Below are 24,621 nucleotides of genomic sequence, written 5' to 3' on the forward strand. Positions count from 1 at the left end.
TTCATAACAGGAAAAAAGACAAGAGGGCACAAACAAGGATGAAAGTGATGATCAATATCTTTTCCAGCCTTTTCAGCTTCGCAATGCGTTCCAGGTTTTTCTGCCGGTTAAATTGCTGCTTCATCTGCATAAACTCGTCCGGCTAAATTAGCGGCCGCGGCGCGCGGCGGGAATGGAGGATCGTACAAATCCCTGTAAATTCCGGCAGCTACAGCCCCGTCAGCCCTCCGCTCCTTTCGTGACGGTTAACCGGCTGCCCGCTCTCAGCCCGCTTACCAGCAGCACATTTTCCGTGGCATCATATTCCCAGCGAACGGGACTGCTGCCGCTTACGGCTGCTGGAGGCGCCGGCAGGTGCAGCCGGAGCCGGTAACTTTTTACCGGGCTCCGGTAGCGGCCTTCGGGCTTACCCATCTGTATGATGATATTGCCCTGCATCGTGCGGCTGCTGATCTCCGTAAGCGCAAAAACACCCTGCCGGTATTCCAGGCTTTTGCCATCATCTTCGTAAATGCGGCAGCGGGCGCTGTCGCCGGGATATATTTCCAGCGTGAGCGTGTCCACGGTGCGCTGGCCTACATACTGCAGGGGCGGCTGCGTGGGAATGATGCTGCCCGCCCTGATGAAGAGCGGCATTTTATCCAGTGGGGCCAGTACGTTCAGGTATTGTTTGCCGGCGTAGCTTTTGCCCGTCCAGTAGTCCACCCAGCGGCCTTCCGGCAGGTATACAATACGGGTGGCCGCGCCTTTCTGCGTTACCGGGCATACCATGATGCTGCTGCCCAGCAGGTACTGGTCCGTAATATTATAGGTGTTCACATCGTCCTGGTAGTCCAGCACCAGGGCGCGCATGAGGGGCTTACCGGTAGTATACATCTCATAGGCATGACTGTAGAGGTAAGGCAGCAGGCGGTAGCGCAGCAGGGCGTACTGCTTGAAAATGTCCAGGGCTTCCTTACCGTAATTCCAGGGCTCCTTGTAGCCGGGATGGTCCATGCCGAACACCATGGCCACGGGGCTGAACATGCCGAACTGGCACCAGCGGATGTACAGCTCGGGATCTGCGGGATGCTCGAAACCGCCCATGCAATGCGCCCAGTAACCCACGCCGGACAGCCCGATGTTGAGACCCGCCTGCACCACCGGCCCAAAATATTGCCACTCACTGGGCCAGTCGCCTGCAAAAATGAAGGGGTAGCGCTGGATGCCTGCATAGCCTTCACGGGTATGGTTCATGCCGCGCATGCCGTTGTGGGCGGCAAACTTTTCATAAGCGGCCTTAGCGTAGGCAATGGGAAATACGTTGTGCAACTGCAGCGCTACGCTGTCCGTAGGGCCGGTCTTGCTGCTTTCATTGGCCGGATGGCCAAAAGCGCTGCCTTCGTCCGTTTTGAAGAAGCGCGCGCCGATGCCGGCCACTTTCATGGCAGCATGGTTCCACCACCAGTTGACAGCGGCGGTATCAAAAAAGTTGACGAACTCGCCGGGGTTGTCAGCCTCCGGATAGGTGTAGCCTAATGCCGCCGCACTGTCCAGCAGGTGATGATGGCGGCCATTGTCCAGCCGGGGACGGATGTGGAGGCCCACCATATTATAATGGAGGGCATAGAGGCTGTCCATCATGGCGCGGGGGTTATGGAAAGTTTCCCGCCACTCGAAGGTGGTGGCCCCTTTGCCGCCCTGCTTGCCAAAGAGGCGCCAGGTAGAGTCCAGGAACAGGATATCCACCGGTATGCCCAGTTGCCGGAAACGGCGCGCCAGGGCCAGCACGTAGCTGACGGAGGTATGCTGCTCATGCCCCCAGGTGCCGCCGCTGTAGGTGCCCACATGCAGGCCCATAGCAAAAAGGGGCATGAGGGGCGGGCGGCCGGTAAGGGCGGTGTACTGCTCCAGGATGCCGGCAAAGCGGGGACCGTAGATGAAATAATAATCCAGCTCCCCATTGCCGGGGGCGGCGGAGAACGTATAACGGTCTGCGTGGGTATGCCCCATATCCCATTCCGAAGCGGAAGCCGTATGCAGGAAAATGCCGTAGCCGCGGGTACTCATGAAAAAGGGCACGGGGCTGTAGTTGGCCTCCAGTATATTGTAAGCGCCGATAATGTGCGGGCGGCCCTGGCCCCGGCCTACATTCAGCCGCAGTTTCCTGCCGCGGCGGTCCAGGGCATCCATGCGCTCCCCGAAGCCGAAGCAATGCTCGTCCGGCTGCAGGGCCTTGCGGCATCCCGCGGTATCGCCTGCCAGGAAAGCGCCATTACCGTCAGCGCCGGACTCTGCGGACAGCAGGCGGCCATCTGTCGTATATACATCCAGGGAAAAAGGCGCTTTCTTAACCAGCACCCGGAGGGCGGCTGTACGCAGCTCGAACTGCTGCGGGGTTTCCGCGGCCTGTACCGGCACCTGCTCCCATTGGTACTGCACCACCATCCAGGGCTCGGGTGGCGCAAATGCGCTGCTGCGACTCACCCTTACCCTGAACATGGACGGGGTGCAAAATTCCAATTGCACCGCCGCCCCGGTGGTGATAAAATGAAAAATGTTCCCTTCCCGGTGAAAGCCCTGCTGATACCTGCCCACCTGCGCCAGTCCCTCCAGGGGACCTAACAGGATGGCGTACACTAATAGCAGTCCTGTAAAAATGAACGGCCGCATAATTCCCGCCTGTTGATTTAATAATGCAGGCGTAGCAAAGATGCCTGTAAAAACAGGGCGGCAACATGGAAAAACTGGCTTTATGCTGTAAAAATGTACATGCTGCTGCTGCAGTGGGAAAGCATAGGATGCATTTCCGGAGAATAAAGGTCAAATTCAGGTAGCCTATTATAAGTTCCGTTATGCAATCACTGAAATGCCTGTTTGCCATTTGCAGCCGGCTGCTGCTGCTATCCTTCCCTTTCACCGCCTTTGCCAGCAATGGCCCTGCCCCTGATACCCGTACCATTAATAACGGCCTGTGCCTGGAGCAACTGACCACCCATGACGGCCTTTCCCAGAACACCGTGCGCTGCCTGCTGCAGGATAAAAAAGGATTTATCTGGATCGGCACGCTGAACGGGCTGAACCGGTACGACGGGAAGAAATTCATCATTTACCGGCCGGCCTACGGGCATCCGCACTCTATTACAGACGCGCGCATCCGGGAGCTGCACGAGGACCGCTACGGCTTTATCTGGGTAAAGACCTTTGACGGCCGCATCCACTGCTTTGACCCGGCCCGGGAGGAGTTTATCCCCTATGCCGGGCAGGCGGAGCCGCCGGCCTATGACCAGGTGTACCAGGACAGCAGGGGCGATACCTGGCTGTACGGGCATACCGGGGGCTGCCTGCGCATACGCCGGGAAGGACATGCTTTTACAGCGAAGCAGTACGCCCTGCCGGGGCAGCGGCTGGTGAACTTTATTTTCGAGGATGCCATGCATTATTTATGGCTGGGCACCACAAACGGCCTGTACCGGCTGGACCCGCAGGGCCGGGTTCGCGGCGCTTTCGGGCAGGCGGCCGCCGGGCAGCAGCGGCATGATTTCATACAAGCGGTGGCCGGCCGGGAGCAGCTTTATTTCGTGAGCCGCCAGAGCGGCATATACAGTTTTAACATAGCACAGCAGCACTTTGGCGCGCTGCGGATGGAGCGGCCGATGCCGCTAACCGGCGCGGCCCTGCTGCAGGAAGGACAACTGCTGCTGGGCACCCCGCAGTCCGGCGCCTGGGTGCTGCACACCCATAGCGGGCGGGTGCTGCCGGCCAGCACTGTTTTCGGGGAGGCCATCCCCGGGCCGGCCGACCTGGTAAGCGATACACTGGGCGTCTGGGTGAACAACCATTCCGGCCAGGTATGGTACTACGACCTGCGGCAGCAATACACCCGGCGCTTTACGCTGATACCCCCCCGGGTGATGCAGTTGATAGACGACGGGCGTCTCACCTTTCACCGGGACCGGCAGCAGCGCACCTGGATCACCACCTATGGCGGGGGGCTGTACTGCTACAACCGGCATACGGATACGCTGCAGCATTTCAGCTACGCCACAGACCGGGCCAACGGACTTAGCTCCAATTACCTGCTGAGCGTACTGGTGGACCGCTCCGGGCTGATATGGGCCGGCACGGAGCATACGGGGCTGAACAAGCTGATGCCGCAGTCCTTTTCCATCTCGCATTTTTACCCGGACACTACTACGCCGCGGCGCTACAGCGCCAATATTGTAAAGACCCTGTTCGAGGACAGCCGGGGCCGCATCTGGGCCAGCACCAAGAACGGGGCCCTGCACCTGTACAACAGCCGGCTGGAGAAGATAGGGGCCATGGGCCACCTGTTTCCCGGGCAAAGCCCCAATATCTATTGCATTGCGGAAGACGCAAAAGGCTATCTATGGCTGGGCAGCAAAGGACAGGGATTATATATTGTGCACCTGGACTCGCTGCAACAGGCGGCCCGGCACTTCAGCCTGCCGGCGACCGCCGGCGACCGCAGCAACAAGCATAACCTGGTATATGCGCTGTTACCCGACCGGCAGCAACGCATGTGGGTAGGCACTTTCGGGGCCGGGCTGTACCAGGCCAGCTACGGAGGCGGCCAGGCCATACATTTCAGTTCCTTTTTCAGCGGGCATGAAACGCTGAAGGATATACGTTGTTTACTACAGGACCGCGAAGGGCAGATCTGGGCCGGCACCAACAACGGGCTGCTGGCCTTTGACCCGGCAGCGCTGCTGCAGGACCGGCGCGCATTCCGGGCCTACCGCTCGGACCCCGCGCAGCCGAACGGGCTGGGCAGCAATGTGATCAAAATACTTTGCGAGGACCGGCAGGGCCGCCTGTGGGTGGGCACCTCCGGCGGCGGCATCAGCCGCTTTGTGCCCGGAAAGGGCGAACAGGCCGGCCATTTCCAGACCTACACGGCGCAGCAGGGCCTCTCCCATGATATTGTGAACGGCATCCTGGAAGACGGGCAGGGCGAGCTGTGGATCAGCACGGAGAACGGGCTGACCCGTTTTAACCCGGATCAGCACACTTTCGAGATCTTTTATTTTTCCAACAGCACGCTGGGCAATCTTTTTGCAGAAGCGGCCTGTTGCCGGCGCAGGAACGGGCAGCAGTTGTGGGGCAGCATGGACGGCTTTTACAGTTGCCATCCTTCGCTGATGCGCAGCAGGCGGCATGATGCGCCGGTGGTGCTGACGGGCTTCAGCATTGCCGGGCACCCGGCGCCCCTGCCGGCCGGCAGCGAGCCGGCCATTACCCTGGCGCCGGGCCAGAAAGTGTTCAGCATCGAGTTTGCCGCCCTGGCCTTCCGCAACCCGCAGCGGAACAAATATACCTACATACTGGAAAATTATGAAGACGCCTGGAACGCGCCCGGTAGCTACAATGTAGCCACCTACCGCAACCTGCCGCCGGGCACTTATACCTTCCGGGTAAAGGGCAGCAATGATGACGGCAGTTGGAGCCGGCAGGAAGCGGCGCTGCGCATTACCGTGCTGCCTCCCTTCTGGCGCTCCCGCCCCGCAATACTGTTGTACCTGTGCCTGGCGGGCGGGCTGGCGGCAGGCATTTACCTGGTGCGGCGGCGTATTTTCCGGCTGCAGCATGCCGTGGCCCTGGAAAAGGAGCTGACGGAATACAAGCTTAACTTCTTTACGAATATCTCCCACGAGTTCCGCACGCCGCTGTCGCTCATCCTGAGCGCCATGGAGCACCTGCCTGGCGGGCGGTCCGGCGCGCTGCAGGCAGGGCGGCACCTGCACATCATGCAAAAGAACGTGCAGCGGCTGATGCGGCTGGCCGACCAGTTGCTGGACTTCCGCAAGATACAGCACCAGCGCATGCCGCTGCAGGTGCAGGAGGTGGCTGTGATAGCGCTGCTGCAGGAACTGTGCGACAACTTTAACGACCTGGCGGAGCAGCAGCACATTCACCTGGTATTTGAAAGCAATGTACCGGAATACCACCTGTGGATAGACGAGCCCAAGCTGGACAAGATGCTGTACAACCTGCTTTCCAATGCGCACAAGTTCACCCCTGCCGGCGGCACCATTACAGTACGGGCCGAAGTGGACGAAGCGGCAGGCACCCTGCAGGTGCACGTGTCCGACACGGGCATCTCCATCCCGGAAAGCCGGCGTGAGCAGGTATTCCAGCGTTTCAGCCAGCTCAGCTTCTCTCCTACGGGCACGGGCATAGGATTATCGCTGACCCGTGAGCTGGCAATGCTGCACAAAGGCAGCGTTACGTTCCGGAACAACCCGGATGCCGGCGTGACCTTTACGCTGACCCTGCCGCTGTTCAAAACCGCCTATACCGCCGCGGAACTGGCCGCCCCGGCAGACAGCAGCACAGGCAGCAGCCCCCTGCAACCCGGCTACATAGCGGACACGGAAGGGATCACGTTGCCCGCGCCCGCCACGCGATACAAGGTGCTGCTGATAGAGGACCACCCGGACATCTGCGATTACCTGGGGGAACAACTGGGGCCTTATTTCCAGGTGCAAACGGCGCATAACGGGCGGGAAGGGCTGGCGCTGGCCATTGCCGGCAGCCCGGACCTGGTGGTATGCGATGTAATGCTGCCGGAGATGAACGGCTTTGAAATAACCCGGCGCATCCGGCAGGAGTTCCAGACCTGCCATATTCCCATTGTGCTGCTGACGGCACTGTGCTCCGACGAGCACCACCTGCAGGGCGTGGATGCCGGTGCAGACGCTTATATTACCAAACCTTTCAGCACGCGGCTGCTGCTGACCCGCATTATCCGGCTGATAGAGCAGCGGGAAAAGATCCGGAAGCGGTTTTCCAATGACCCGGGATTTTTCGAAGTGCATATTACGGAACAGGCGGCGGACCGCAGTTTCCTGGACCGGCTGCACCTGGTGATCGAAAAGAACCTGGACAATACGCAATTCTCCGTGGATGAATTTGCGGCCGCTATGAAGCTGGGGCGCACGCTGTTCTACAAAAAAGTGAAAGGGCTGACGGGCTACTCGCCCAATGAATACATCCGGCTGGTGCGGCTGAAGCAGGCGGCCACGCTGCTGCAAACAGGGGATTATACGGTAGCGGAAGTCACCTACAAGGTGGGCATGAACGACCCGTTCTATTTCAGCAAATGCTTTAAAGCGCAGTTCGGGATACCTCCTTCGGCGTATCTGAAGCAGGTGAAGGCAGGATAATAAAATAGAAAAGGCCGTCCCAGGTGAGACGGCCTTTTTTATTTTATCTTTTGAGCGGAAGACCGGGCTCGAACCGGCCACCCCGACCTTGGCAAGGTCGTGCTCTACCAAATGAGCTACTTCCGCTGGTTAAGAACTTTCCCGTTTTTGAATTTCGGACTGCAAAAATAAGAAAGTCCCTGAAATATCCAAATTATTTATACTTGGGATTGTAGAGTGTGCTTTCAGGCACGGCTACTTCAGGCTTGCCCTGGTAGCGATGTTTGTAGAGATTGTAGCAGCCGCCCAGTACGAAAGCCAGGATGCAGGCAATCTTCACATAAAACAGGAAACGTGAAGAAGATACCCAGTCACGGGAAAAATCGCTCTTGTTTTCGATCGTATTTTGTTCCATAATTTTTCTTTTCGCGTTGCAAACTTACATTATGTGAAATAATAATCAAAGCAATATTTATCCATATATACCGCTCAGCGCTCCAGCTCCGAGAATTTTTTGCGGCCCAGGAAATAGTAGCGCCATATCATGATGCCGTGGAATACGCCGGTCATCTGCAGCAGCTTTCTGCGGGGCAGTTGGTCCTGCGCGGCATCGTAGCGGCGCTTCCAGCGGCGGTAATCGCGGTAGGCGCGGATGATGGCGGCCATATCCTTTGGCTTGCCGGCCACCAGACTTTTGAGCGCGGCCAGCAGATCGAGGAAAAAGCGCTGTGAGAGCACGATCCAGCGGTCCGCCGGATGGAGGTTCTTCCAGAGCATCATCAGGTTATTCCGGAAATTGAGGTAGAGCTTGCGGGGATTGCCCTGCGGCAGGCTGCCGCCGCCCACGTGGTACACCAGGGACTGCGGGCAATAGCTGATGCGGTAGCCGGCCCTTTGCAGGCGCCAGCAGAGGTCCACCTCTTCCATATGGGCAAAGAAAGCGGCATCAAAACCACCTACTTCATGAAAACAGTGCGCGCGGATGAACAGGGCGGCCCCGGTGGCCCAGAACACGTCCTGCGCATCGTCATACTGCCCGGTATCCTTTTCCGTGGTGTACAGGATACGGCCCCGGCAAAAGGTGTAGCCCAGGATATCCATCCAGCCGCCGGCGGCGCCCGCGTATTCAAAGGCCTCCCGGTCGTTGTAGGCGCGCAGTTTGGGCTGGCAGGCAGCTATGCGGGTATCCTGCTCCATAAGGGCCACCACGGGCGCTATCCAGCCTGGCTCCACCTCTACGTCCTGGTTGAGCAGCACATAAATATCCGCCTGCACCTGCTGCAAAGCCTGGTTGTAGCCCCCGGCAAAACCGTTGTTCTTCGGGTTCCGGATGATCTTTACCTGCGGGAAATGCTCCTGTACAAAGGCCACGCTGTCATCCGAGGATGCATTGTCCGCCAGGTACAACTGCAGATTGCCATAGGAAGACCGGCATACCGAAGGAAGGAACTTTTCCAGGAAGCCCTTTCCATTCCAGTTTAAAATAACAACGGCTACTGATGGCAATACTGGCAAAAGAAAATTCGTTTATGCGTGATCAATATTTTTGTGCTGCAAATATAACAGGAAAAAGCGCATATGCGGTAGTATGGGGAAAGGGCGGGCCTGCAGTATCGGGGGATTATATTAACTTAGTTGCAAATGTTTAAACAATACATCGGCTGGAAGTTTGTACTGGTATCCATGGCGGTGGTGATCATTGTAGCCACCATCTGGTTTGTGAGCAGCCTGTCGCGCCGCATACAGGAGGAAGAGACCAAGAAAGTGGCCACCTGGGTGGAGGCCAACCGGGAGCTGCTGCAGGCGCCGGCAGACGCCAACCTGAACCTGGCGGTGGAAATAGTGACTACCAATACCACCATCCCGCTGATACTGACCAACGAGGCGGGGGATATTATAGACAGCCGCAACCTGGACTCCGTACAGATAGCCCGGGACCCCGGCTACCTGCCCGGCCAACTGGACAATTTCAAGAAAAAGCACCCGCCGTTCATTATGGAGATAGACGCGCGGCACAATATCTACAACTACATTTACTACGGGGACTCCCTGATACTGAAGCAGGTGCGGTATTACCCCTATATACAGTTGCTGGTGGTGATGCTGTTTATCGGGGTAACGCTGTTTGCCCTCTCCTCCACCAACCGCGCCACGCAGAACCTGGTATGGGTGGGGCTGGCCAAGGAAACGGCCCACCAACTGGGCACCCCCCTCTCCTCCATGGAAGCCTGGCTGGAGATCCTGAAGGACAACCCGGACAATGCGGCGATGGTGACGGAGCTGGGCAAGGACGTGGACCGGCTGAAGCTGATCACGGACCGTTTTTCCAAGATAGGCAGCGTGCCCAACCTGGAGGAGAAGAACGTGGTGGAGCAGATATCACATATGGCGGCCTACATCCGCAAGCGGGCGCCACAGCGGGTACAGATCGGCGTGCATACAATGGAGAGGGACATACCGGCCATGATCTCCCCCCCGCTGTTTGACTGGGTAGTGGAAAACTTGCTGAAGAACGCGCTGGACGCCATGGAGGGCAAGGGAACCATTGACATTTATATTGCCAACCACCCGGCAGAGGTAACGGTGGACGTGACGGATACGGGCAAGGGCATCCCGAAGCCGTATTATGAAAAGGTGTTCAAACCGGGCTTCAGCACCAAGAAACGGGGCTGGGGGCTGGGCCTGTCGCTGGCGAAGCGCATTATAGAGGAATACCATAAGGGGCGGCTGTATGTACGTTCGTCCGAGGTGGGCAAGGGGACGACGTTCAGGATCGTGCTGCGGAAGTAGAGTGCGGCGGATGGGGAGCGGATAATAAATTTGCACATTCTCAAAAACGGATTATTTTTGCACCACTTCATACCTGCGGAGGTGGCGAAATTGGTAGACGCGCTACTTTGAGGTGGTAGTGCCTGAAAGGGCTTGGGAGTTCGAATCTCCTCCTCCGCACACCTAAGGGGGAAATTGACAAATTTCCCCTTTTTTCATCTACCTCAAGGAGATGTTTCTCCCTCATTATGCGTAAGTTATGCGCCAAGAAAGGTAGCACCCCGCGAGTTCGATAAACCTTGTTTTTATAGTACACACTCCTTAGCAGAATAATATATAGACGGAAATTTTCATTCCCTTCTTCTATATATTAATTCATTAAAAAGGAAATAACCATTGCTAACAACCCAGAATCGTTGAGTCAGGAAGGTTGTATCATTAAAATAATATACAGCACATGAAAAAAATATTTTTGACTATTGGAATTTGTTTTTTGGTTTTTAATGCCTTACACGCTCAGGACAAGTCAGAACTGGACAAAGATAAAATAGCATTGAATGAAGTGCTGAATACTTTTATGAATAGTCTAAAAACAAAAGACAGCGTCAGTCTTTACAATCTGTTTTATCAGGGAAATGTGACTTGGGTAGGTGTATATAAAGAAAAAACTCAACGAAGAAGGCTGGAAAAAGATAGTAGTGCATTGGATTACAAAGTAGCCGATTATAAAACTTGGTTCAGAAGCACAACCAAGGGATCTATAAAAGAAGAGAAGTTCTATAACGTTAATATCGATACAGACGGCGCCATCGCTTCGGTTACATTTGACTTTAGTTTCTGGGCCGGGGGGAAAAAAGGATTATGGGGAAAAGAATCCTGGGGGCTTGTCAAGATAAATAAAGAATGGAAAATCACAAGTGTCATATTTTCGATGGAACAAGAAAATATTTCACCCGAACCGGAGAGAAATAGATAACTACCGCTTTTGCATATTAAATCCTAAGACTAAAACCTTCGTAAAATTTGCGGTGGGTTCTGGCCTTGTTTCAGCGTTTTCCTTTCCATTTTCTGAGGAACAAATAGGGAACACCATAATCCACACAATTCGTAAAATACGTATGCCTACAGTAAACCACCGGGGAATTATACCTTTTTTAGGCCATCCAAAAAGACAAGAAGTTTCGTAAAGAGTTCGATTGGAGTCTCCTGAACTGCACTTAGGGAAACGATCGGTTTTGATCGTTTCCTTTTTTTACTGCCATTTTTCCACCAAGCCACGCAGCAGGCAAAGTTAATACCATAAGTGAAACAGGATACCAACGTGGAGGAAGTTCCCACATAGCGACAAGTCCCGCAACGGTCAAAACAAAACAGATTATTCCAAGAATAATGGCGTGCTTCATCGGCTTGCCTGGTGCAAGTCGCGCAGTCAAATAACAACCGGTTGTGTTGAAAATCGTTCTATAGGCTACAATTATTGCAATTAACCAAACAGGGTTTTCGTCAAACGGTTCGGTTTTCATAACTCCCGTTTTTTCCAAAATGCTGTCTGTTGCCATTGATAAAATTACCAATGCTGCAAATCCTGCAATAACAGCCCCGGTACTTTTTAATGTTTCCTTTTTCATTTTTTTAAAGTCGATAATAAATTATCTAAATTTTCAAGTGACACCGTAAATCCTTCTTTGAAGCCCATTTCCATTACCATCTCAAGCTCTTCAAGGCTGTTGTGTGTTGAAGTAATGACAACAAGCGTTTTCCCGTCAGTTTCCTGGCTAAACACATTTTCAAACCTACCTTTTGGAAGTTCTGGACTTGCATAGCCATTCTCATCGCAAAAAACATCTGTGCCTGAAAAACTTTTGTGCAACACAATTTTTTCAAAATCCTGTCTTCCCCAATGTACTTGATTAGCTTCACTACTGCCTTCTTCGGGAACAATCATACAATACAACCAATATCCGCCTTCACGAAAATCCATTGATTTAGTTTCTGCACGGCAAGGGGCAGGCGCCCACCATTGGTCTAACAATTCTGCTGTTGTCCACGCTTTCCACACTAATTCAAGGTCTGCGGCAAATTCACGTTTTACTACAATCGTGTTGTTTTCTTTATTTACAACAAAGTCAAATAATAATTTACCGTTCATTTTTTCTTGTTTTTAATTGTTAATAATACATTGTCAAGTTGGTCAAAACGGCCTTCCCAAATTTTTCGGAATTGGCTAAGCCATTTGTCAATTTCTTTCATTTTGTTTACTTCAAGTTGGTAGTAGATTTCCCTGCCTTGTTGTTTTTGCGTTACCAATTCGCACGCTGTCAAAATTTGTAAATGCTTTGAAACCGCTTGCCGGGTTGAGTCAAAATGCTCGGCAATGGCGTTCGGTGTCATTGCTTGTAAGGCAATAAGCGCAATAATTGCCCGTCTTGTCGGGTCGGCTATGGCTTGAAAAATATCTCGTCTTGCTTCCATTGTGCAACTATTTAATTGCGAATGTACGTGCAATTATCTGGTTGCGCAAGCTTTTTTTAAAAAAAAAATTTTTCCGGTCTCCAGGGATGGTCCAAAACTGACCCCGGCAGCGTATCAATTCTGACCAACAGGTGGCTCATACCCGGTACCGGTGCGGGGTCGGTTTAACTACATGACGTTTTTAGTTTTACACCATATTAAGGTAAGCCCTACACAGGCTCCCCGGTAAGGCATTACTTACTCCTTATTTTTTAACTTTAACGCGCAGCACCCCGGTGCATCATAGTTCAAAAACACCAGTGTATGAGTGAACATCATGAAATATTAAAGCAACACCTGATAAACTTTGCAGCACTTACGCCCAAAGACATCTCAGATAGCTGGGCCTACTGGAAAACCCGTAAAATAAAGAAAGGCGACTTTTTCAATATGCAGAATGTGGTCTGTAACGACCTGGGACTGGTGGTGAAAGGAATATTCCGGATCTATTATAATGATCCTGTGACCGACGAAGAAAAGAATATTTTCTTCTTTTCCGAAAACCAGTTCATTGTATCGTTCAGGAGCTTCATTACCCGTTATCCCTGTGTATACTTTGTAGAAGCGCTGGAAGACTCCGAAATAATATATATCACCTACCGTGATTTAAGCAGTTTATACGACACGCATCTCAACTGGAGCAAATTCGGGCGGCTGCTGGCCGAATTATTTTTTAACTATTCCCAGGCCCGGGCGGAAGAATTCCTATTCTACTCGCATGAAGAGCGTTATATTAAATTGCTGGAAGAACATCCTAATATTGTGAACCGTATCCAGGCCTACCATATATCCTCTTACCTGGGTATCACCAATCCTTCGCTAAGCCGCATCCGTAAGAGAATTAACCGGTGATCCCTCATCAGCATTTAACGGATCATCCGTTTTGTTTTACCGGGCAAGTGTAAAAAAAGTTATTTCAAATTAACTTAAGTGAATGCGTCCCATTTTTTTTCTCCAAAAATTTGCAGAAAAAATAGCATATGGGACTATCGAATTTGGGCATTTTTCATACCATCATTGGTATCATTGCCATTGCAGCAGGATTAATATCTTTTGTAAAGCATGCCAGGATCAATCTTGCGCAAACATCCGGGAAGGTATATTTTTACGGGACAATCATAGCTTCATTAACAGTTTGGGGGCTTTCAAAGCATGGAGGTTTTAACGCAGGGCATCTTTTTTCGCTATTGATTTTAATCCTGGTTATCATTGCCTTTTCCCTTTATTACAAAATGGGCCAACATAAGAAAGCCCGGTATTTCGAAAACTTTCTCCTGTCTTTCAGTTTTTTCCTGTCTATGGTTCCTACCGTTAACGAGACGCTGACCCGTGTTCCGGTCGGGAACCCTTTGGCTAAAAGCAGCAGCGACCCGGTAATAGGAAAAACCCTGTTGATAATTTTCATCCTGTTTCTTGCAGGTTCGGTTTATCAGTTTATTCTGCAAAAAAGAAGTAATAAAAAATCACCAGGAGACAACGCGCTTGTCAAATAAAACACCTGTAGTGCTGCTCTCCACGGGTGAAGGAAAGCAGTGAACAATTTCTTAGACCCCCGGAAGCAACATTCTGACCCGCTTTCCGGGGTAGTCCCGGTTCTGGGGAGCCGGGACTATGGTCTGTACTCCAGTATATCACCTGGCTGGCAGTCCAGCGCTTTACAGATCGCTTCCAATGTGCTGAATCGTACCGCCTTTGCTTTTCCTGTTTTTAGAATGGACAGGTTGGAGAGCGTGATGTCTACCTTTTCAGAAAGCTCGTTCAATGACATTTTCCGTTTTGCCATCATGACATCCAGGTTCACAATTATCGGCATTGCTTATATGGTTAATTCGTTTTCGGTTTGCAGTTCAATCCCCCTTTTAAAGATCTGCGCGATCACCAGCAGCGTAATGCCCATAAACAACCAGACATCCGCCCCTCCCAGCCGTAATTGCTGCGCATCGGGCATCTGCACCCCTTGCTTCACCAGCCATGCGGCATATTTAATCCCCCAGCATGAGAACAGGCCCGTTCCTACAGCCAGGTAGGATATGCCGGATATAAAACGCCCCGTTGCTTTATTGAAAGGCTGCGCCAGATCCAGCTTTTTATCCTCCAGGATCTTTACGATCAGGTAAAACATGCAGGCTTTCAATACCGTTACAATCCACATCAGCAGTAACATCACCGCAAAATGCCCGGGGTCGTATGCATAAAGACCCGACAAGTTGAAATAGCTGGCATTGACGGGGTTGATCACCAATGTAAAGAAGGCATTGAAGACAAAGCTGCCCGCCTCAATACACACACCTATAAATATGATCCAGGAGAGGACATACAATATTTTAAGCATTTGCCTGGCGCTGATCTTGATTTCCATAAAGGTTTGTTTTAAAAGTAAACAACGCGAAATTAGGAAAATATTTATTGTAAAACAATAAATATTTTACGAAAAAGAATTCTTTATCCCGGGATAACGACATTATACGGCAAATGCCCAAAAAAATGCTATCTTCACTTAGATAGACAGAAGCCCCGGGATTTGTCCACATGAAACCGAAGAATGCACCACTACCATACATCCTATGGAAATAATACTTTTCCCCCATCATAAAATGGTCACTCCCCTGTATTCCCTCAATCACATAAACCAATACACATGCAAAAGCAAGCCTTTACCGTTGCAGATTATTTGCTTACACGGCTAAAACAGCTCAATGTCACGGAGGTTTTCCAGATCCCCGGCGATTACGTAAAAAACTTTACCCAGGCCCTTGAATATTTCGATGGCATTACAACCATTGGCTGTATTAATGAGCTGGACGCCGGCTATGCAGCCGATGCCTACGGGCGCACCAGGGGCTTGGCAGCGGTGTCCCTGCAATATGGGGTCAGCACCTTCAGCGCCCTTAATGCGATTGCCGGCGCCTACGTAGAGCGCAGCCCTGTAGTGGTGATCAGCGCCACACCGGGTGCTGACGACCGCCGGATCACCAAGATGTACGATGTGCTGTACCATCACTCCACCGGCAACCTCCGTTGCGACCAGGAAGTATTTGCGCATGTAACGGTAGCAACGGAAACACTCAGCACCTCCGCCGGCGCGGCAGAGAAGATTGACAACCTGCTCATTGCCGCCATTACCCATAAAAGGCCGGTGTACATTGAGTGCTACGAAGAGGTATGGGGCGAACCCTGCCTGCCGCCACCCGACAAGGTGCTAAAGCCGCTGAAGCGCAGCAGCGATCCGCTGGCCCTGGAGAATGCAGTGAACCAGGCCTGGTCACAGATTACGGCTGCAAAGCACCCGCTGATCTTTGCAGGGGTGGAAGTGCTCCGCCATGGCTTATCCGGCCTGCTGCAGGACATCATTGACGCGAGCGGCTTTCTCTACACCACCACCTCGCTGGGTAAAACCGTGCTGGACGAAGGAGGCGACAAATTCATCGGTACCTACTCCGACGCCGCTTCCATCGACAGCGTACGCAACCTGGTAGAAAAGTCAGATTGTATCCTTACCCTGGGCGCCATCATTACCGACGATTACATATGGTTCGTCGAAAACAAATATGCGGATATGGTGCTGGCCACTACGGAACAGATACGGGCAGGCTACTTTATCTACCAGGAGGTGACGATGGAGGACTTTATGGATGCCCTGCTGATACGTTTCAAAAAAATGAACACTTACCCACTGGAGGTAACGGCGCCTCCCCAACCCAGGTACCCGGAGCCCTGGCTGTCTAACTCGGACCCCTGGTGGGATGCCAGCCCCCAAACCATTACCTACAACCGTTTCTTCCAGCACTCCATGCAGTTCCTGCAACAGCAAAACCTGCTGGACCAGATCGTTATGACCTTTGGCATAAGCTCCGCCATGTACGTAGCCACCAATGCCTATGGCCTATCCCAAAACAGCTTCCTCGCCTCCGCCGCCTGGCAGATCATCGGTTACGAGACCGGCGCGGCTTCCGGCGCGCAGTTAGGCAGCGGCAAACGCGCCTGGACAGTAGCCGGCGACGGCGGCTTCATGATGCTATGCCAGTCGCTTTCCACCCTCGCCAGGAATAAACTGAACGCCGTGATCTTTGTGATGAGCAACACTGTTTACGCCATTGAGCAGGTATATGTGAATATCACCTCTTTTGAGCCAGGCCCGGAGCATACCTTCAATGCCTTTGATATTCTCCCGAAATGGGATTACCTGGCCCTTGCCCAGGCCTATGGCGCGGCCGGTTTCCGTGTGACCACCATTGACGAGCTGAACGCCGCATTGCCGCAAATAATAGCCCTCACCAATCAACCCGCATTGGTGGAAGTGGTGATCCCTGAAAAAGACCTTCCCCGCCAGATGTACCGCCTTGGAACAGAAAGCTAAACCACTTTTATTCAAACACATACCCTCAAATCACTATTCTAATGGAAAAGAAGTATTCTATTTTCGGAGCCGGCGCTGCAGGGCTTTATACTGCATGGCGTTTACTGGACAGCCTGAACAACACAGAACAAACTACAGGCAGGCAGCTCATGCAGGGCGATACCCTGGAGTTGTATGACTGGGGCAAGTATGATTTCTCGAAAGCGTACCCGGGCACCCGCGCTGCCGGCGCCCGCGTCTGCACCTGGCATTACCAGAACGACACCTCAAAATCCTACCTCGAACTGGGTGGCATGCGCTATTCCTATTGGGATGGCTCGCCCAATGGCGGCGGTCACCGCCTGGTAACCACGGTCATTGACAAACTGGACCTTAAAAGATACTCCGTTCCCTTCAATGAATCCACCAATCCCCTGTTCTACCTGCGCACAAAGAATATGTACCTGAACGAGATATCATCCTCCAACCCGGCACCTTACAATGTAAAGAACTTCGGCGCGGCGGCCTCGCCGGATACAGGCTTTAACATCGTGGAGAGCCTGTCGGTAACAGCCGATTCCGGCCCCCAGACGAGGCTCCAGTGGTGCGACTTCTACCGGCACGGCAAGATCAAAGTGGAATTGCCGGAGTCCTCCGTTTTCAAAAAAGGAGATCATCTCAAGGATATCGGTTATTGGAACCTGATGTTTGACCAACTGGGCTCGGAAGGATATAAATACACTGCCGACGGCAACGGCTACACTTCCAATGTCATTAACTGGAACTCGGCGGTTGCTTTCCAGGCCAATAACGAATTTACGCCCGGCACAGAATACCGCACGCTTACCCATGGGTATTCCTGCATGTTCAACGCCCTTTTTGACGCCATTGTAGCGCTGGCAGAAGAAAAAGGAATCGTATTCAAATACTACCCGGATACGCGCCTGCATTCCATCCTGGTGATCGACAAAGTGATCCGCTACACCATTGCCACCCGCGAAAATCCCGACAAGGAATCCGGCGCCGGTACAACAGCCGCTGCCTGGCTGGCCATGCCCCGTCATTCCTTAGAGCTGGTAGCGCAGGCCACCCGGTATAAGACCCACGATGGACTGGATGTGCTGAATCACCGGAAAGTGCAGCTCTACCTGGAGTCAGCCGTGCTGCAGCCCTCCTATAAAGTGGGGATGTTCTTTGACCGGCCCTGGTGGGCGGACAATGCGGAAAACCCGCCTACCTACCCGGCACAGATCAACAGTTACGAAGTGACCAGCGATGTGCTGGAACAATTGCAGCAAAAGGGTTTCCCCGCCGGCTACATTACAGCTATCAGCAATGATCCCCATATCCTGGAAACGCCCTACGCGAAGACTGCTGACTTTATCAGGGCCGTTGAAACCTGCATACAAGCGCGCCTGACCGTAGTACAGGAGGAACAGTTGCTGATAGCAGCCGAGCGTAACACCATCGGCCCAAGCGTAACAGATATGCCCATCCGCCAGGTGGTGTATTTCGGGAACAATGCGCTGGATCAAAGCGGCCAACCGGTATACGGCCTGCTGGCCAGCTATGACGATGAACAATTCACTACCTTCTGGCAGGAGCTGGAACTGGGACCTAACCGGCAACGCGAAAGGCCTATCTCGGAAAATTATCAACCCCTGGAGGGGCCGCGTAAAGCGCCGGAAATAATGATAAAGATGCTGCGCCAGCAACTGGCTGCCGTACACTTTGGACCCCAGGCAGATTATTCCGTAGTGCCAGAGCCCCTGGAAACAAGATATATGGACTGGTCCCTGCCACCGTTCAATGCAGGTTACCATGCTTACGCAGGGCATTACGATGTTTGCGATGTCCAGCAGAAGATCCGGAAACCTTCGCAACTGATCGACGGCGCAGACGCCGACATTTTCATTGTGGGCGAAGCCTATTCCAACGATCAGGCCTGGGTAGAGGGTGCTTACTGTACTGCGGAGTCTGTGCTGAACGATTTCTTTGGCATTCCGCCGATCATTGATGATAAAGATTACCCGTTTATCTGTCCCTGCAGATAAGCAACGCACAAATAAAAGGCCGTCTCAAAAAAGAGGCGGCCTTTTATTTCAATAAAAATTATATTTGGTGAACGAACCAACTGCTATTCAGCCAAAAACTTTACCAGCCACGTTGCATTTTTGAACAGTCTTGAACATAATGAGCATGAGTGGATGCGCCGCTTCAGAGCAGGTGATGAGCATGCTTTCACCGTCATCTATAATAGCATGAAATACATTTATATCGCTTTACTGATGGGCTTTACAGCCTATGCACAGGGACAATCCAAAATAACGCCTGATTCCATCCGTAGCAAGATGCAATGGTTTGCCGATGCCAAGCTGGGCATCTTCATTCACTGGGGAATCTATGCCGTAGATGGCGTGGGAGAAAGCTGGAGCTTTCACAACAAGCAATTGCCTTATGCAGATTACATGCAGCAATGCAAAGGCTTTACCGCCTCAAAGTATGATGCAGACCGTTGGGCAGCGCTGATCAAAGAGAGCGGCGCCCGCTATGCCGTGATCACCACCAAGCACCACGACGGGGTAGCCCTGTGGAATACCGGGCAAAACCATTACAGCGTAGTAAAAAATACGCCTGCCGGCAAAGACCTGCTCCGGCCATTCTATAAAGCGCTGGATAAATACGGTATCCGGCGGGGCGCATATTTTTCGCTACTGGACTGGAGCCATCGCGACTACCCGGCTTTTACCAAGGACAGCAACCGTTATACAATAGCTGCAGACACTGCCCGCTGGGCGCGTTTCCTGCAGTTTAACTTTGCGCAGGTACAGGAGATCAGCCAGGCTTTCCATCCCGACCTCTGGTGGTTTGACGGCGATTGGGAGCACAGCGCGGAAGAGTGGCGGGCCCCTGCCCTGCGGCAACAGATCCTGGACGATAACCCGCAGGCCATCATTAACGGCCGCCTGCAGGGGTACGGCGATTATGAAACCCCGGAGCAGAACTTTCCCGTAACACGGCCGGCATTTGACTGGTGGGAACTCTGCATGACCATCAATGACAACTGGGGGTACCAGCCAAAGGACAACCACTGGAAAACGCCTTACGAGATCATCACCATTTTTGCCGATGTGGTCAGCAACGGCGGCAACCTGCTCCTGGACATCGGCCCTAAAGAAGACGGCACCATTCCCGCACAGGCAGTGCAGGTGCTGCAGGAACTGGGCAAATGGAATAAAAAGTACGCCAAAGCTATTTTCAATACGCTGGGCGGCCTGCCACAGGGACATTTCTATGGTCCTTCCACCCTCTCGAAGGATTCTTCCACGCTGTATTTGTTCCTTCCTGCAGGCATACGGGGCGATGTGATGATCAAGGGGTTAAAGAATAGTATCAAACATGTCAGGGAGATCGGGAGCGGGCAATCCTGCCCCTACAAAATTGTAGGTAAGATCTCCTGGAGCCCGGTGCCGGGACTGGTATACATACAGGTGCCGGAAAAGGTGCAGGATGCGTACATGACCGTGCTGGAAGTGCAACTGGACGGGCCCCTGGAACTGTACCGCGGGAAAGGAGGATTGAAGTAAATTATTATTCAAAAGGCTGCCCTGTATCAGGCAGCCTTTTGATATAGCCATCCTACTCAGGGGTCCAATCCCCCAAGGTCATATACTTTCCCGTCCCCGGCAACGAGCGGCTTGTTGGTTGCTTTACTATACGGCACCAGGAATACGCCCACCCGGTCAATTTTTTTCCTGCTTAGCTCATTCCCGACCTGTTCATTCGCCAAAAATTCCGGTGTATAGATCCCGAAAACAAGCTTGATCCGGATATGCTCACCTTTGCCTTGGGGATCATATGTGTCCACTGTTTTTATCAGCCAGTCCAAAAGGCCTCTTCCCTGGAAGTTTTCTGCTGTTGTTATTTTTCGCGCCCGCCTGACAATTAATGAAGGAATGGTACCCGCCTGTGCCCGGAGGCCATGTTTGCCCATTTCCGTTGGATAGAAGTTAATGCACAGGTTCGCATTTTTCACTTCTACTTCCCTTCCATCCTCATCGCCAGCCAATGAGTCTTTTGAATTGAACAAATTGTCCAGGATCATTAATTTGTCGATTTGCTTATGGAGGGACTGTATGGAGTCGTTTAAGCGCTTTACCTGCGCTTCGGTAAAGTTTGCCTTATTGCTGGTACAGGCCGTCAACAGTATGCCCGCCAGGAGGGGAACGATCATAAAGCTTTCGCTTATTTTCATATGCGTATAGGTTTGAGGTTAAGAAAACGGTGATGAACAAATATATGTCTTTTCCCTTACCGGGCCGCTGTTGCCTGGAACAGGTTGGCTATGATCCGCACATCCAGGTTCAGCCCGAAACAAAATGCGCCCTTCCATTGCATGTTCGTTTTCAGGTCAAAGGCAGCCTGTGATACCTCCGTTTTCTCAAATTCAAATCCCGGCTCCGTTTCCAGCGTATTCACCTTGCCCCAGTGGTAGCCCAGGAACACCGATCCACCCCGGATGAACTCCCATTTCCCGCCCAGGAATATATTATCCAGGAGCCGGTCATTCAAGCCAATACCAACCGTTGGATAGATACGTTCGTATATCTTATGGTCATCTGCAAAGCTCCTTCCTTCCAGCTTATAGTTCCTTACTTTCTCCGGCATCAGCAGCTTTTCGATCAGCACCACCGGGGAAAGGTAAAAGGTATACATGGCCGACGCCAGCACCCGGGAGCCGCTATTCGTTCTTTTGATCACCTGCAGGTTGGGATCTGCATCGGATGCGGTCAGCATAAATGTAGGATTTTCAAGGCTGGTCTTTAATACGCCTACATCTATGCTGCCATGATAGATCTTCTTCACCTTGATCACTTTGGAAGCCACTACCACCGGGCTGGTAACTTCCAGGCTCTCCCCTTTTAGCTGGAAGGCATTCCTGACAATATCGAAATTAATATCAAAGCTGGAAGGGGTAAACAAGGTTTCCGTATGCGCCCATTCCAGGGTCACAGTTTTCTTATCGGGATCCAGGTGCTGCAACCGTAAACTGTTCTGCAGGTCGCCATCTCCCCGGATAACGGTCCCTTCTTCTATATCCGCCGTGTTCTGAACGGCCCTATACTCGATACGGAGCGGGTTTTCTTTGGGCACCAGGTATACCACGTGCACCACGTAATTATCTTTACCCACTCCAAGCGGGATGGAACGGATCAGGCTATTTCCGTGCTGATCAAAGAACAGGTGAATATACTGATGTCCCATATACCGGGATGTTCTCCTGGAATTCCTGCTTGTTAACAGCAGCTTCAGTCCCACGTCTTCTGTATCATAGATCTGGTCCTTAAAGAGCGTATTCACCAAATACTCCGTGGCGGTTTTATCCGTGGGCATGTCGATCTTTACCTCACCATCGGCGCCGCCGCCTGTATCTTCAGGACTTTTATGCAACCGGAACGGCCCTGCTGTTACCGCACCAGCCGCATCATTGATCGTAATATCAATCTCCCGGATGTCAGCGGGGAAAGACAGTGGATGAAAGTCGCCGTCAGTCGGGAATGTCAAAGTAGTATTGCCTGCAACTACCCGGAATGACTGTGCGGGATTATCCGCCGGCTCTTTTTTGATTTCAAAGCTCCCGATCCCGTTCGGGAAGGTAAGGGTGGCCGGTATGGCGCTGATATCCAGCTCCTGGCCGGCTGCACCGCCAATCCTTATTTTAAAGGTTTGGCTGTATAGGAACACCGGGGACAGCAGGAGTAAAAGAGAAAAAATATGTTTCATGATTTAAAGATTTGAGGATTGGAAGAAACGGGTGATATCGCTTATATGGAGGGCGTAGCTGGCATCATCGTCCCGGCCTATTATTACGCCCACCAGCCTGTTTTGCTGATCGAACACCGGCGCCCCGGAATCGCCGTCCAGCGTGCACCGGCTCAATTTGATCAGGTTCGTTAGAAAAATGTGCTGAAGATTCGTGTTTTTCACTGCTCCCAGCTCGGTTACCGCACAAGGTCTGCGCCCGGAGGAGATGCCGTAGAAGGAGAGCTGAGCCGTGTGCACATTGGCGCGCGTTAGCCCGAATACTCCTTTTACAGCGCCTACCTCTTTAATGATCCTCTCAATCACTTCCGGCACCTGGGGGTTATCCACTTTGGCAAAACCGAAATCTATCCCATTAAAAACGGCCACGGTAAGCCGGGCGGTAGATGCGATCACGTCGTTGAATAACCGGATGGATTGCGGGGGATCGCCTTTCCGGGCATCATAAAATACCTGGCCGCTGCGCAGCAGTTGCGGGGCCAGCACGTGCATGTTGGAGCCGAGATAAACGCCATTGGGGGTGGAGAAGTAAAATGAAATGGTGCCGACCAGGGAGGAATGCTGATTTTTAGTCCGTTCCCCGATCTTAATGCCGGCAAGCTTCATTTTGCCGGTTTGGATCACGTCTGTAGGTACTTTCATATAATCCTGGTCTCCCTTTTTTACCCGCAGGAACTTTGGCACCGGCTTTCCCGGCCGCTGCTTTTTCCTGCTTACATGGAACACAATGGCATAGCAAGCCGGTAGCGTGGCGCCCTTTACCTTTTTAGGACCTACATGCACACCTTCCAGGTTGGGATACCGTTTGAACCAGCGCCTAAAATTCCTGTTGATGTGGCCCTGGATGGCGTGCAGCTCGGTTTGTATTTGCTTTTTCATGGCAGTTGGGGTTTAGGCGATGCTCAGCGCTGGGGCGCCGGGGCCAGCAGCCCGGCCAGTGCGCCGATGGCACCGGAGCCGATGGCTGTAAAAATGGTGGGTACCAGTTTATCGGCATCCGTAGCGGCGGTGCCGTCCCTGGACAGTAAAATAATAACGCCGGTAACGATCAGCAGGATGATAGCACCGAGCACTGTGACCACTATACGATACACCCATTTGTCATCGATGATCCTTTGCTCGAACTGCTGAACGGCTTTAAGGGGATCTTCCCTGAATTCGACCTGGAGATCGGAATTTTGCTCCAGCTCGTCCTTAAATTGCTGGAAAGTTTGTATTTTTCTGCTCATGGCTTTGGGATTTTGAACATCACAAAGCTACCATGGCTACCAGGCGATCACAACGGGAGAAAGGCTGTTTTTACGGGGGGTGTTTTTACGGGGTACTCCGGCAGATCTCCCGTTTTTTATCCCTTTGCTTTTTTACATACATATGAATACCAGGCAGTTGAGCTGAAGGAGAAAAAACGCGCAGTTTCCCGGTTCCTTTCCCTTGCTTAACTTGACCCCGTCATTTCAACTTTAACCTCAAATTGTTTCATCATGGAAAACAAAACCACAATTACCAGCCCCGATGTGATCTACCAGGACAAAGGTCTGCAACCGTCCGCAAAAGCCAGGGTTAAAGCTTTATCCGCCCCTGAGCGGGACGAGGCCTTTGACAAGCTATTCAATCACCTTACGGATGATGACGAGGGCCGGGAAGTCGAGATTGCAGATGCCATGGAATGTATCGATTGTTACAATGCCGAAATGAAGAAACGGGGGATCCTCCATCCATCGGATATTTTTATCCCGCCCGTTACGGTCAACGACCGGCTGGACATTACCCATTTCGTAAAGTTCAATGGTTTTAAACTGAAGGAATGGATACTGGAGCAGTATTACGGCCCGGCTGAGCAGGATGTTGTACACTTCAAGCTGGCCAACGGTATCTATACGGATACTTTCCTGGGCATCTACTTCGCCAGTGCGCCGGCCTCCATCGAAGCCAGGCGGAACCGCATCACCACTTTCATCATCCCCTTTTTCAAAGACCCCGCCAAGGCCGTCCTCAACGGAGGCAAGGCTTACAATCTAGGCGGATTAGAGCCCTGAC

General features: G+C 52.3%; 22 protein-coding genes and 2 tRNA genes. 10 read left to right on the top strand and 14 right to left on the bottom strand.

Annotation, left to right across the window (positions count from 1 at the left end):
• Nucleotide 1: 1 nt before the first annotated feature.
• On the bottom strand, nt 2–124 hold the full coding sequence (locus LX66_RS28555; RefSeq protein WP_262713229.1) for a hypothetical protein: 123 nt from the start codon (nt 122–124) through the stop codon (nt 2–4).
• A gap of 95 nt (nt 125–219) precedes the next feature.
• Nucleotides 220–2,652 (bottom strand): glycoside hydrolase family 31 protein, encoded by a 2,433-nt coding sequence (locus tag LX66_RS26115; protein ID WP_145719025.1) that lies wholly within the window; start codon nt 2,650–2,652, stop codon nt 220–222.
• 182 nt (nt 2,653–2,834) lie between these two features.
• Here LX66_RS26115 and LX66_RS26120 point away from each other — a divergent pair, with 182 nt between their 5' ends.
• Nucleotides 2,835–7,166 carry a hybrid sensor histidine kinase/response regulator gene (locus LX66_RS26120; protein ID WP_145719027.1) on the top strand — a complete coding sequence of 1,444 codons (4,332 nt, stop codon included), beginning with the start codon at nt 2,835–2,837 and terminating at the stop codon, nt 7,164–7,166.
• A gap of 53 nt (nt 7,167–7,219) precedes the next feature.
• Here LX66_RS26120 and LX66_RS26125 read toward each other — a convergent pair.
• From LX66_RS26125 to LX66_RS26135, 3 genes are all read right to left on the bottom strand, one after another.
• Nucleotides 7,220–7,292: transfer RNA gene (locus LX66_RS26125), tRNA-Gly, on the bottom strand.
• A gap of 67 nt (nt 7,293–7,359) precedes the next feature.
• Complete coding sequence (locus tag LX66_RS26130) at nt 7,360–7,560, bottom strand: hypothetical protein (protein ID WP_145719029.1); 201 nt, start codon at nt 7,558–7,560, stop codon at nt 7,360–7,362.
• Between the two features lie 74 nt (nt 7,561–7,634).
• Nucleotides 7,635–8,660, bottom strand: a complete 1,026-nt coding sequence (locus tag LX66_RS26135; protein WP_145719031.1) for a glycosyltransferase family 2 protein — start codon at nt 8,658–8,660, stop codon at nt 7,635–7,637.
• A gap of 126 nt (nt 8,661–8,786) precedes the next feature.
• On the opposite strand from LX66_RS26135, the gene LX66_RS26140 reads away from it, so the two are divergent.
• The 3 genes from LX66_RS26140 to LX66_RS26150 all read left to right on the top strand — a co-directional run bounded on the left by LX66_RS26140 (nt 8,787) and on the right by LX66_RS26150 (nt 10,890).
• Entirely contained in the window at nt 8,787–9,935 is a 1,149-nt protein-coding gene (locus LX66_RS26140) for a sensor histidine kinase (RefSeq protein WP_145719033.1), read from the top strand.
• Between the two features lie 75 nt (nt 9,936–10,010).
• Nucleotides 10,011–10,094: transfer RNA gene (locus LX66_RS26145), tRNA-Leu, on the top strand.
• Between the two features lie 277 nt (nt 10,095–10,371).
• Entirely contained in the window at nt 10,372–10,890 is a 519-nt protein-coding gene (locus LX66_RS26150; RefSeq protein ID WP_145719035.1) for a hypothetical protein, read from the top strand.
• Nucleotides 10,891–11,131: 241 nt separating this feature from the next.
• On the opposite strand, the gene LX66_RS26155 is transcribed toward LX66_RS26150, so the two are convergent.
• The 3 genes from LX66_RS26155 to LX66_RS26165 are packed head-to-tail and all read right to left on the bottom strand — an operon-like array spanning nt 11,132 to nt 12,386.
• Nucleotides 11,132–11,542 carry a hypothetical protein gene (locus LX66_RS26155; protein ID WP_145719036.1) on the bottom strand — a complete coding sequence of 137 codons (411 nt, stop codon included), beginning with the start codon at nt 11,540–11,542 and terminating at the stop codon, nt 11,132–11,134.
• Entirely contained in the window at nt 11,539–12,063 is a 525-nt protein-coding gene (locus LX66_RS26160; RefSeq protein ID WP_145719038.1) for an SRPBCC family protein, read from the bottom strand. Before LX66_RS26160 ends, LX66_RS26155 begins: the two co-directional genes overlap by 4 nt.
• Nucleotides 12,060–12,386, bottom strand: coding sequence for an ArsR/SmtB family transcription factor (locus tag LX66_RS26165; RefSeq protein WP_145719040.1), 327 nt, complete (start codon nt 12,384–12,386; stop codon nt 12,060–12,062). Before LX66_RS26165 ends, LX66_RS26160 begins: the two co-directional genes overlap by 4 nt.
• A gap of 303 nt (nt 12,387–12,689) precedes the next feature.
• Between LX66_RS26165 and LX66_RS26170 the strand changes: the two genes are divergently transcribed.
• Nucleotides 12,690–13,277 (top strand): Crp/Fnr family transcriptional regulator, encoded by a 588-nt coding sequence (locus LX66_RS26170; RefSeq protein ID WP_145719041.1) that lies wholly within the window; start codon nt 12,690–12,692, stop codon nt 13,275–13,277.
• 128 nt (nt 13,278–13,405) lie between these two features.
• A complete protein-coding gene (locus LX66_RS26175) occupies nt 13,406–13,918 on the top strand; it encodes a hypothetical protein (RefSeq protein WP_145719042.1) in 513 nt (170 codons plus the stop codon).
• Nucleotides 13,919–14,034: 116 nt separating this feature from the next.
• Here LX66_RS26175 and LX66_RS26180 read toward each other — a convergent pair whose 3' ends face one another.
• Together LX66_RS26180 and LX66_RS26185 are read right to left on the bottom strand one after the other, a co-directional pair.
• A complete protein-coding gene (locus LX66_RS26180) occupies nt 14,035–14,238 on the bottom strand; it encodes a helix-turn-helix domain-containing protein (protein ID WP_145719044.1) in 204 nt (67 codons plus the stop codon).
• Nucleotides 14,239–14,241: 3 nt separating this feature from the next.
• Nucleotides 14,242–14,784 (bottom strand): DUF2975 domain-containing protein, encoded by a 543-nt coding sequence (locus tag LX66_RS26185; protein ID WP_145719046.1) that lies wholly within the window; start codon nt 14,782–14,784, stop codon nt 14,242–14,244.
• Nucleotides 14,785–15,063: 279 nt separating this feature from the next.
• Between LX66_RS26185 and LX66_RS26190 the strand changes: the two genes are divergently transcribed.
• The 3 genes from LX66_RS26190 to LX66_RS26200 all read left to right on the top strand — a co-directional run bounded on the left by LX66_RS26190 (nt 15,064) and on the right by LX66_RS26200 (nt 20,348).
• Nucleotides 15,064–16,782, top strand: coding sequence for an alpha-keto acid decarboxylase family protein (locus LX66_RS26190; RefSeq protein ID WP_145719048.1), 1,719 nt, complete (start codon nt 15,064–15,066; stop codon nt 16,780–16,782).
• Between the two features lie 41 nt (nt 16,783–16,823).
• The gene (locus LX66_RS26195) at nt 16,824–18,815 is read left to right on the top strand and encodes a flavin monoamine oxidase family protein (protein ID WP_145719050.1); all 1,992 of its coding nucleotides are present in this window, start codon (nt 16,824–16,826) and stop codon (nt 18,813–18,815) included.
• 207 nt (nt 18,816–19,022) lie between these two features.
• On the top strand, nt 19,023–20,348 hold the full coding sequence (locus tag LX66_RS26200) for an alpha-L-fucosidase (protein ID WP_145719340.1): 1,326 nt from the start codon (nt 19,023–19,025) through the stop codon (nt 20,346–20,348).
• A 56-nt stretch (nt 20,349–20,404) separates the two neighbouring features.
• Here LX66_RS26200 and LX66_RS26205 read toward each other — a convergent pair whose 3' ends face one another.
• The 4 genes from LX66_RS26205 to LX66_RS26220 are packed head-to-tail and all read right to left on the bottom strand — an operon-like array spanning nt 20,405 to nt 23,813.
• The gene (locus LX66_RS26205; RefSeq protein WP_145719052.1) at nt 20,405–21,016 is read right to left on the bottom strand and encodes a hypothetical protein; all 612 of its coding nucleotides are present in this window, start codon (nt 21,014–21,016) and stop codon (nt 20,405–20,407) included.
• 56 nt (nt 21,017–21,072) lie between these two features.
• Nucleotides 21,073–22,545, bottom strand: coding sequence for a hypothetical protein (locus LX66_RS26210; protein WP_145719053.1), 1,473 nt, complete (start codon nt 22,543–22,545; stop codon nt 21,073–21,075).
• A gap of 3 nt (nt 22,546–22,548) precedes the next feature.
• Entirely contained in the window at nt 22,549–23,463 is a 915-nt protein-coding gene (locus LX66_RS26215; RefSeq protein WP_145719054.1) for a trypsin-like peptidase domain-containing protein, read from the bottom strand.
• 23 nt (nt 23,464–23,486) lie between these two features.
• The gene (locus LX66_RS26220; RefSeq protein ID WP_145719055.1) at nt 23,487–23,813 is read right to left on the bottom strand and encodes a hypothetical protein; all 327 of its coding nucleotides are present in this window, start codon (nt 23,811–23,813) and stop codon (nt 23,487–23,489) included.
• A gap of 252 nt (nt 23,814–24,065) precedes the next feature.
• Between LX66_RS26220 and LX66_RS26225 the strand changes: the two genes are divergently transcribed.
• On the top strand, nt 24,066–24,620 hold the full coding sequence (locus LX66_RS26225) for a hypothetical protein (protein ID WP_145719057.1): 555 nt from the start codon (nt 24,066–24,068) through the stop codon (nt 24,618–24,620).
• Nucleotide 24,621: the final 1 nt, after the last annotated feature.

Source organism: Chitinophaga japonensis, from assembly GCF_007830125.1.
Lineage (GTDB): Bacteria > Bacteroidota > Bacteroidia > Chitinophagales > Chitinophagaceae > Chitinophaga > Chitinophaga japonensis.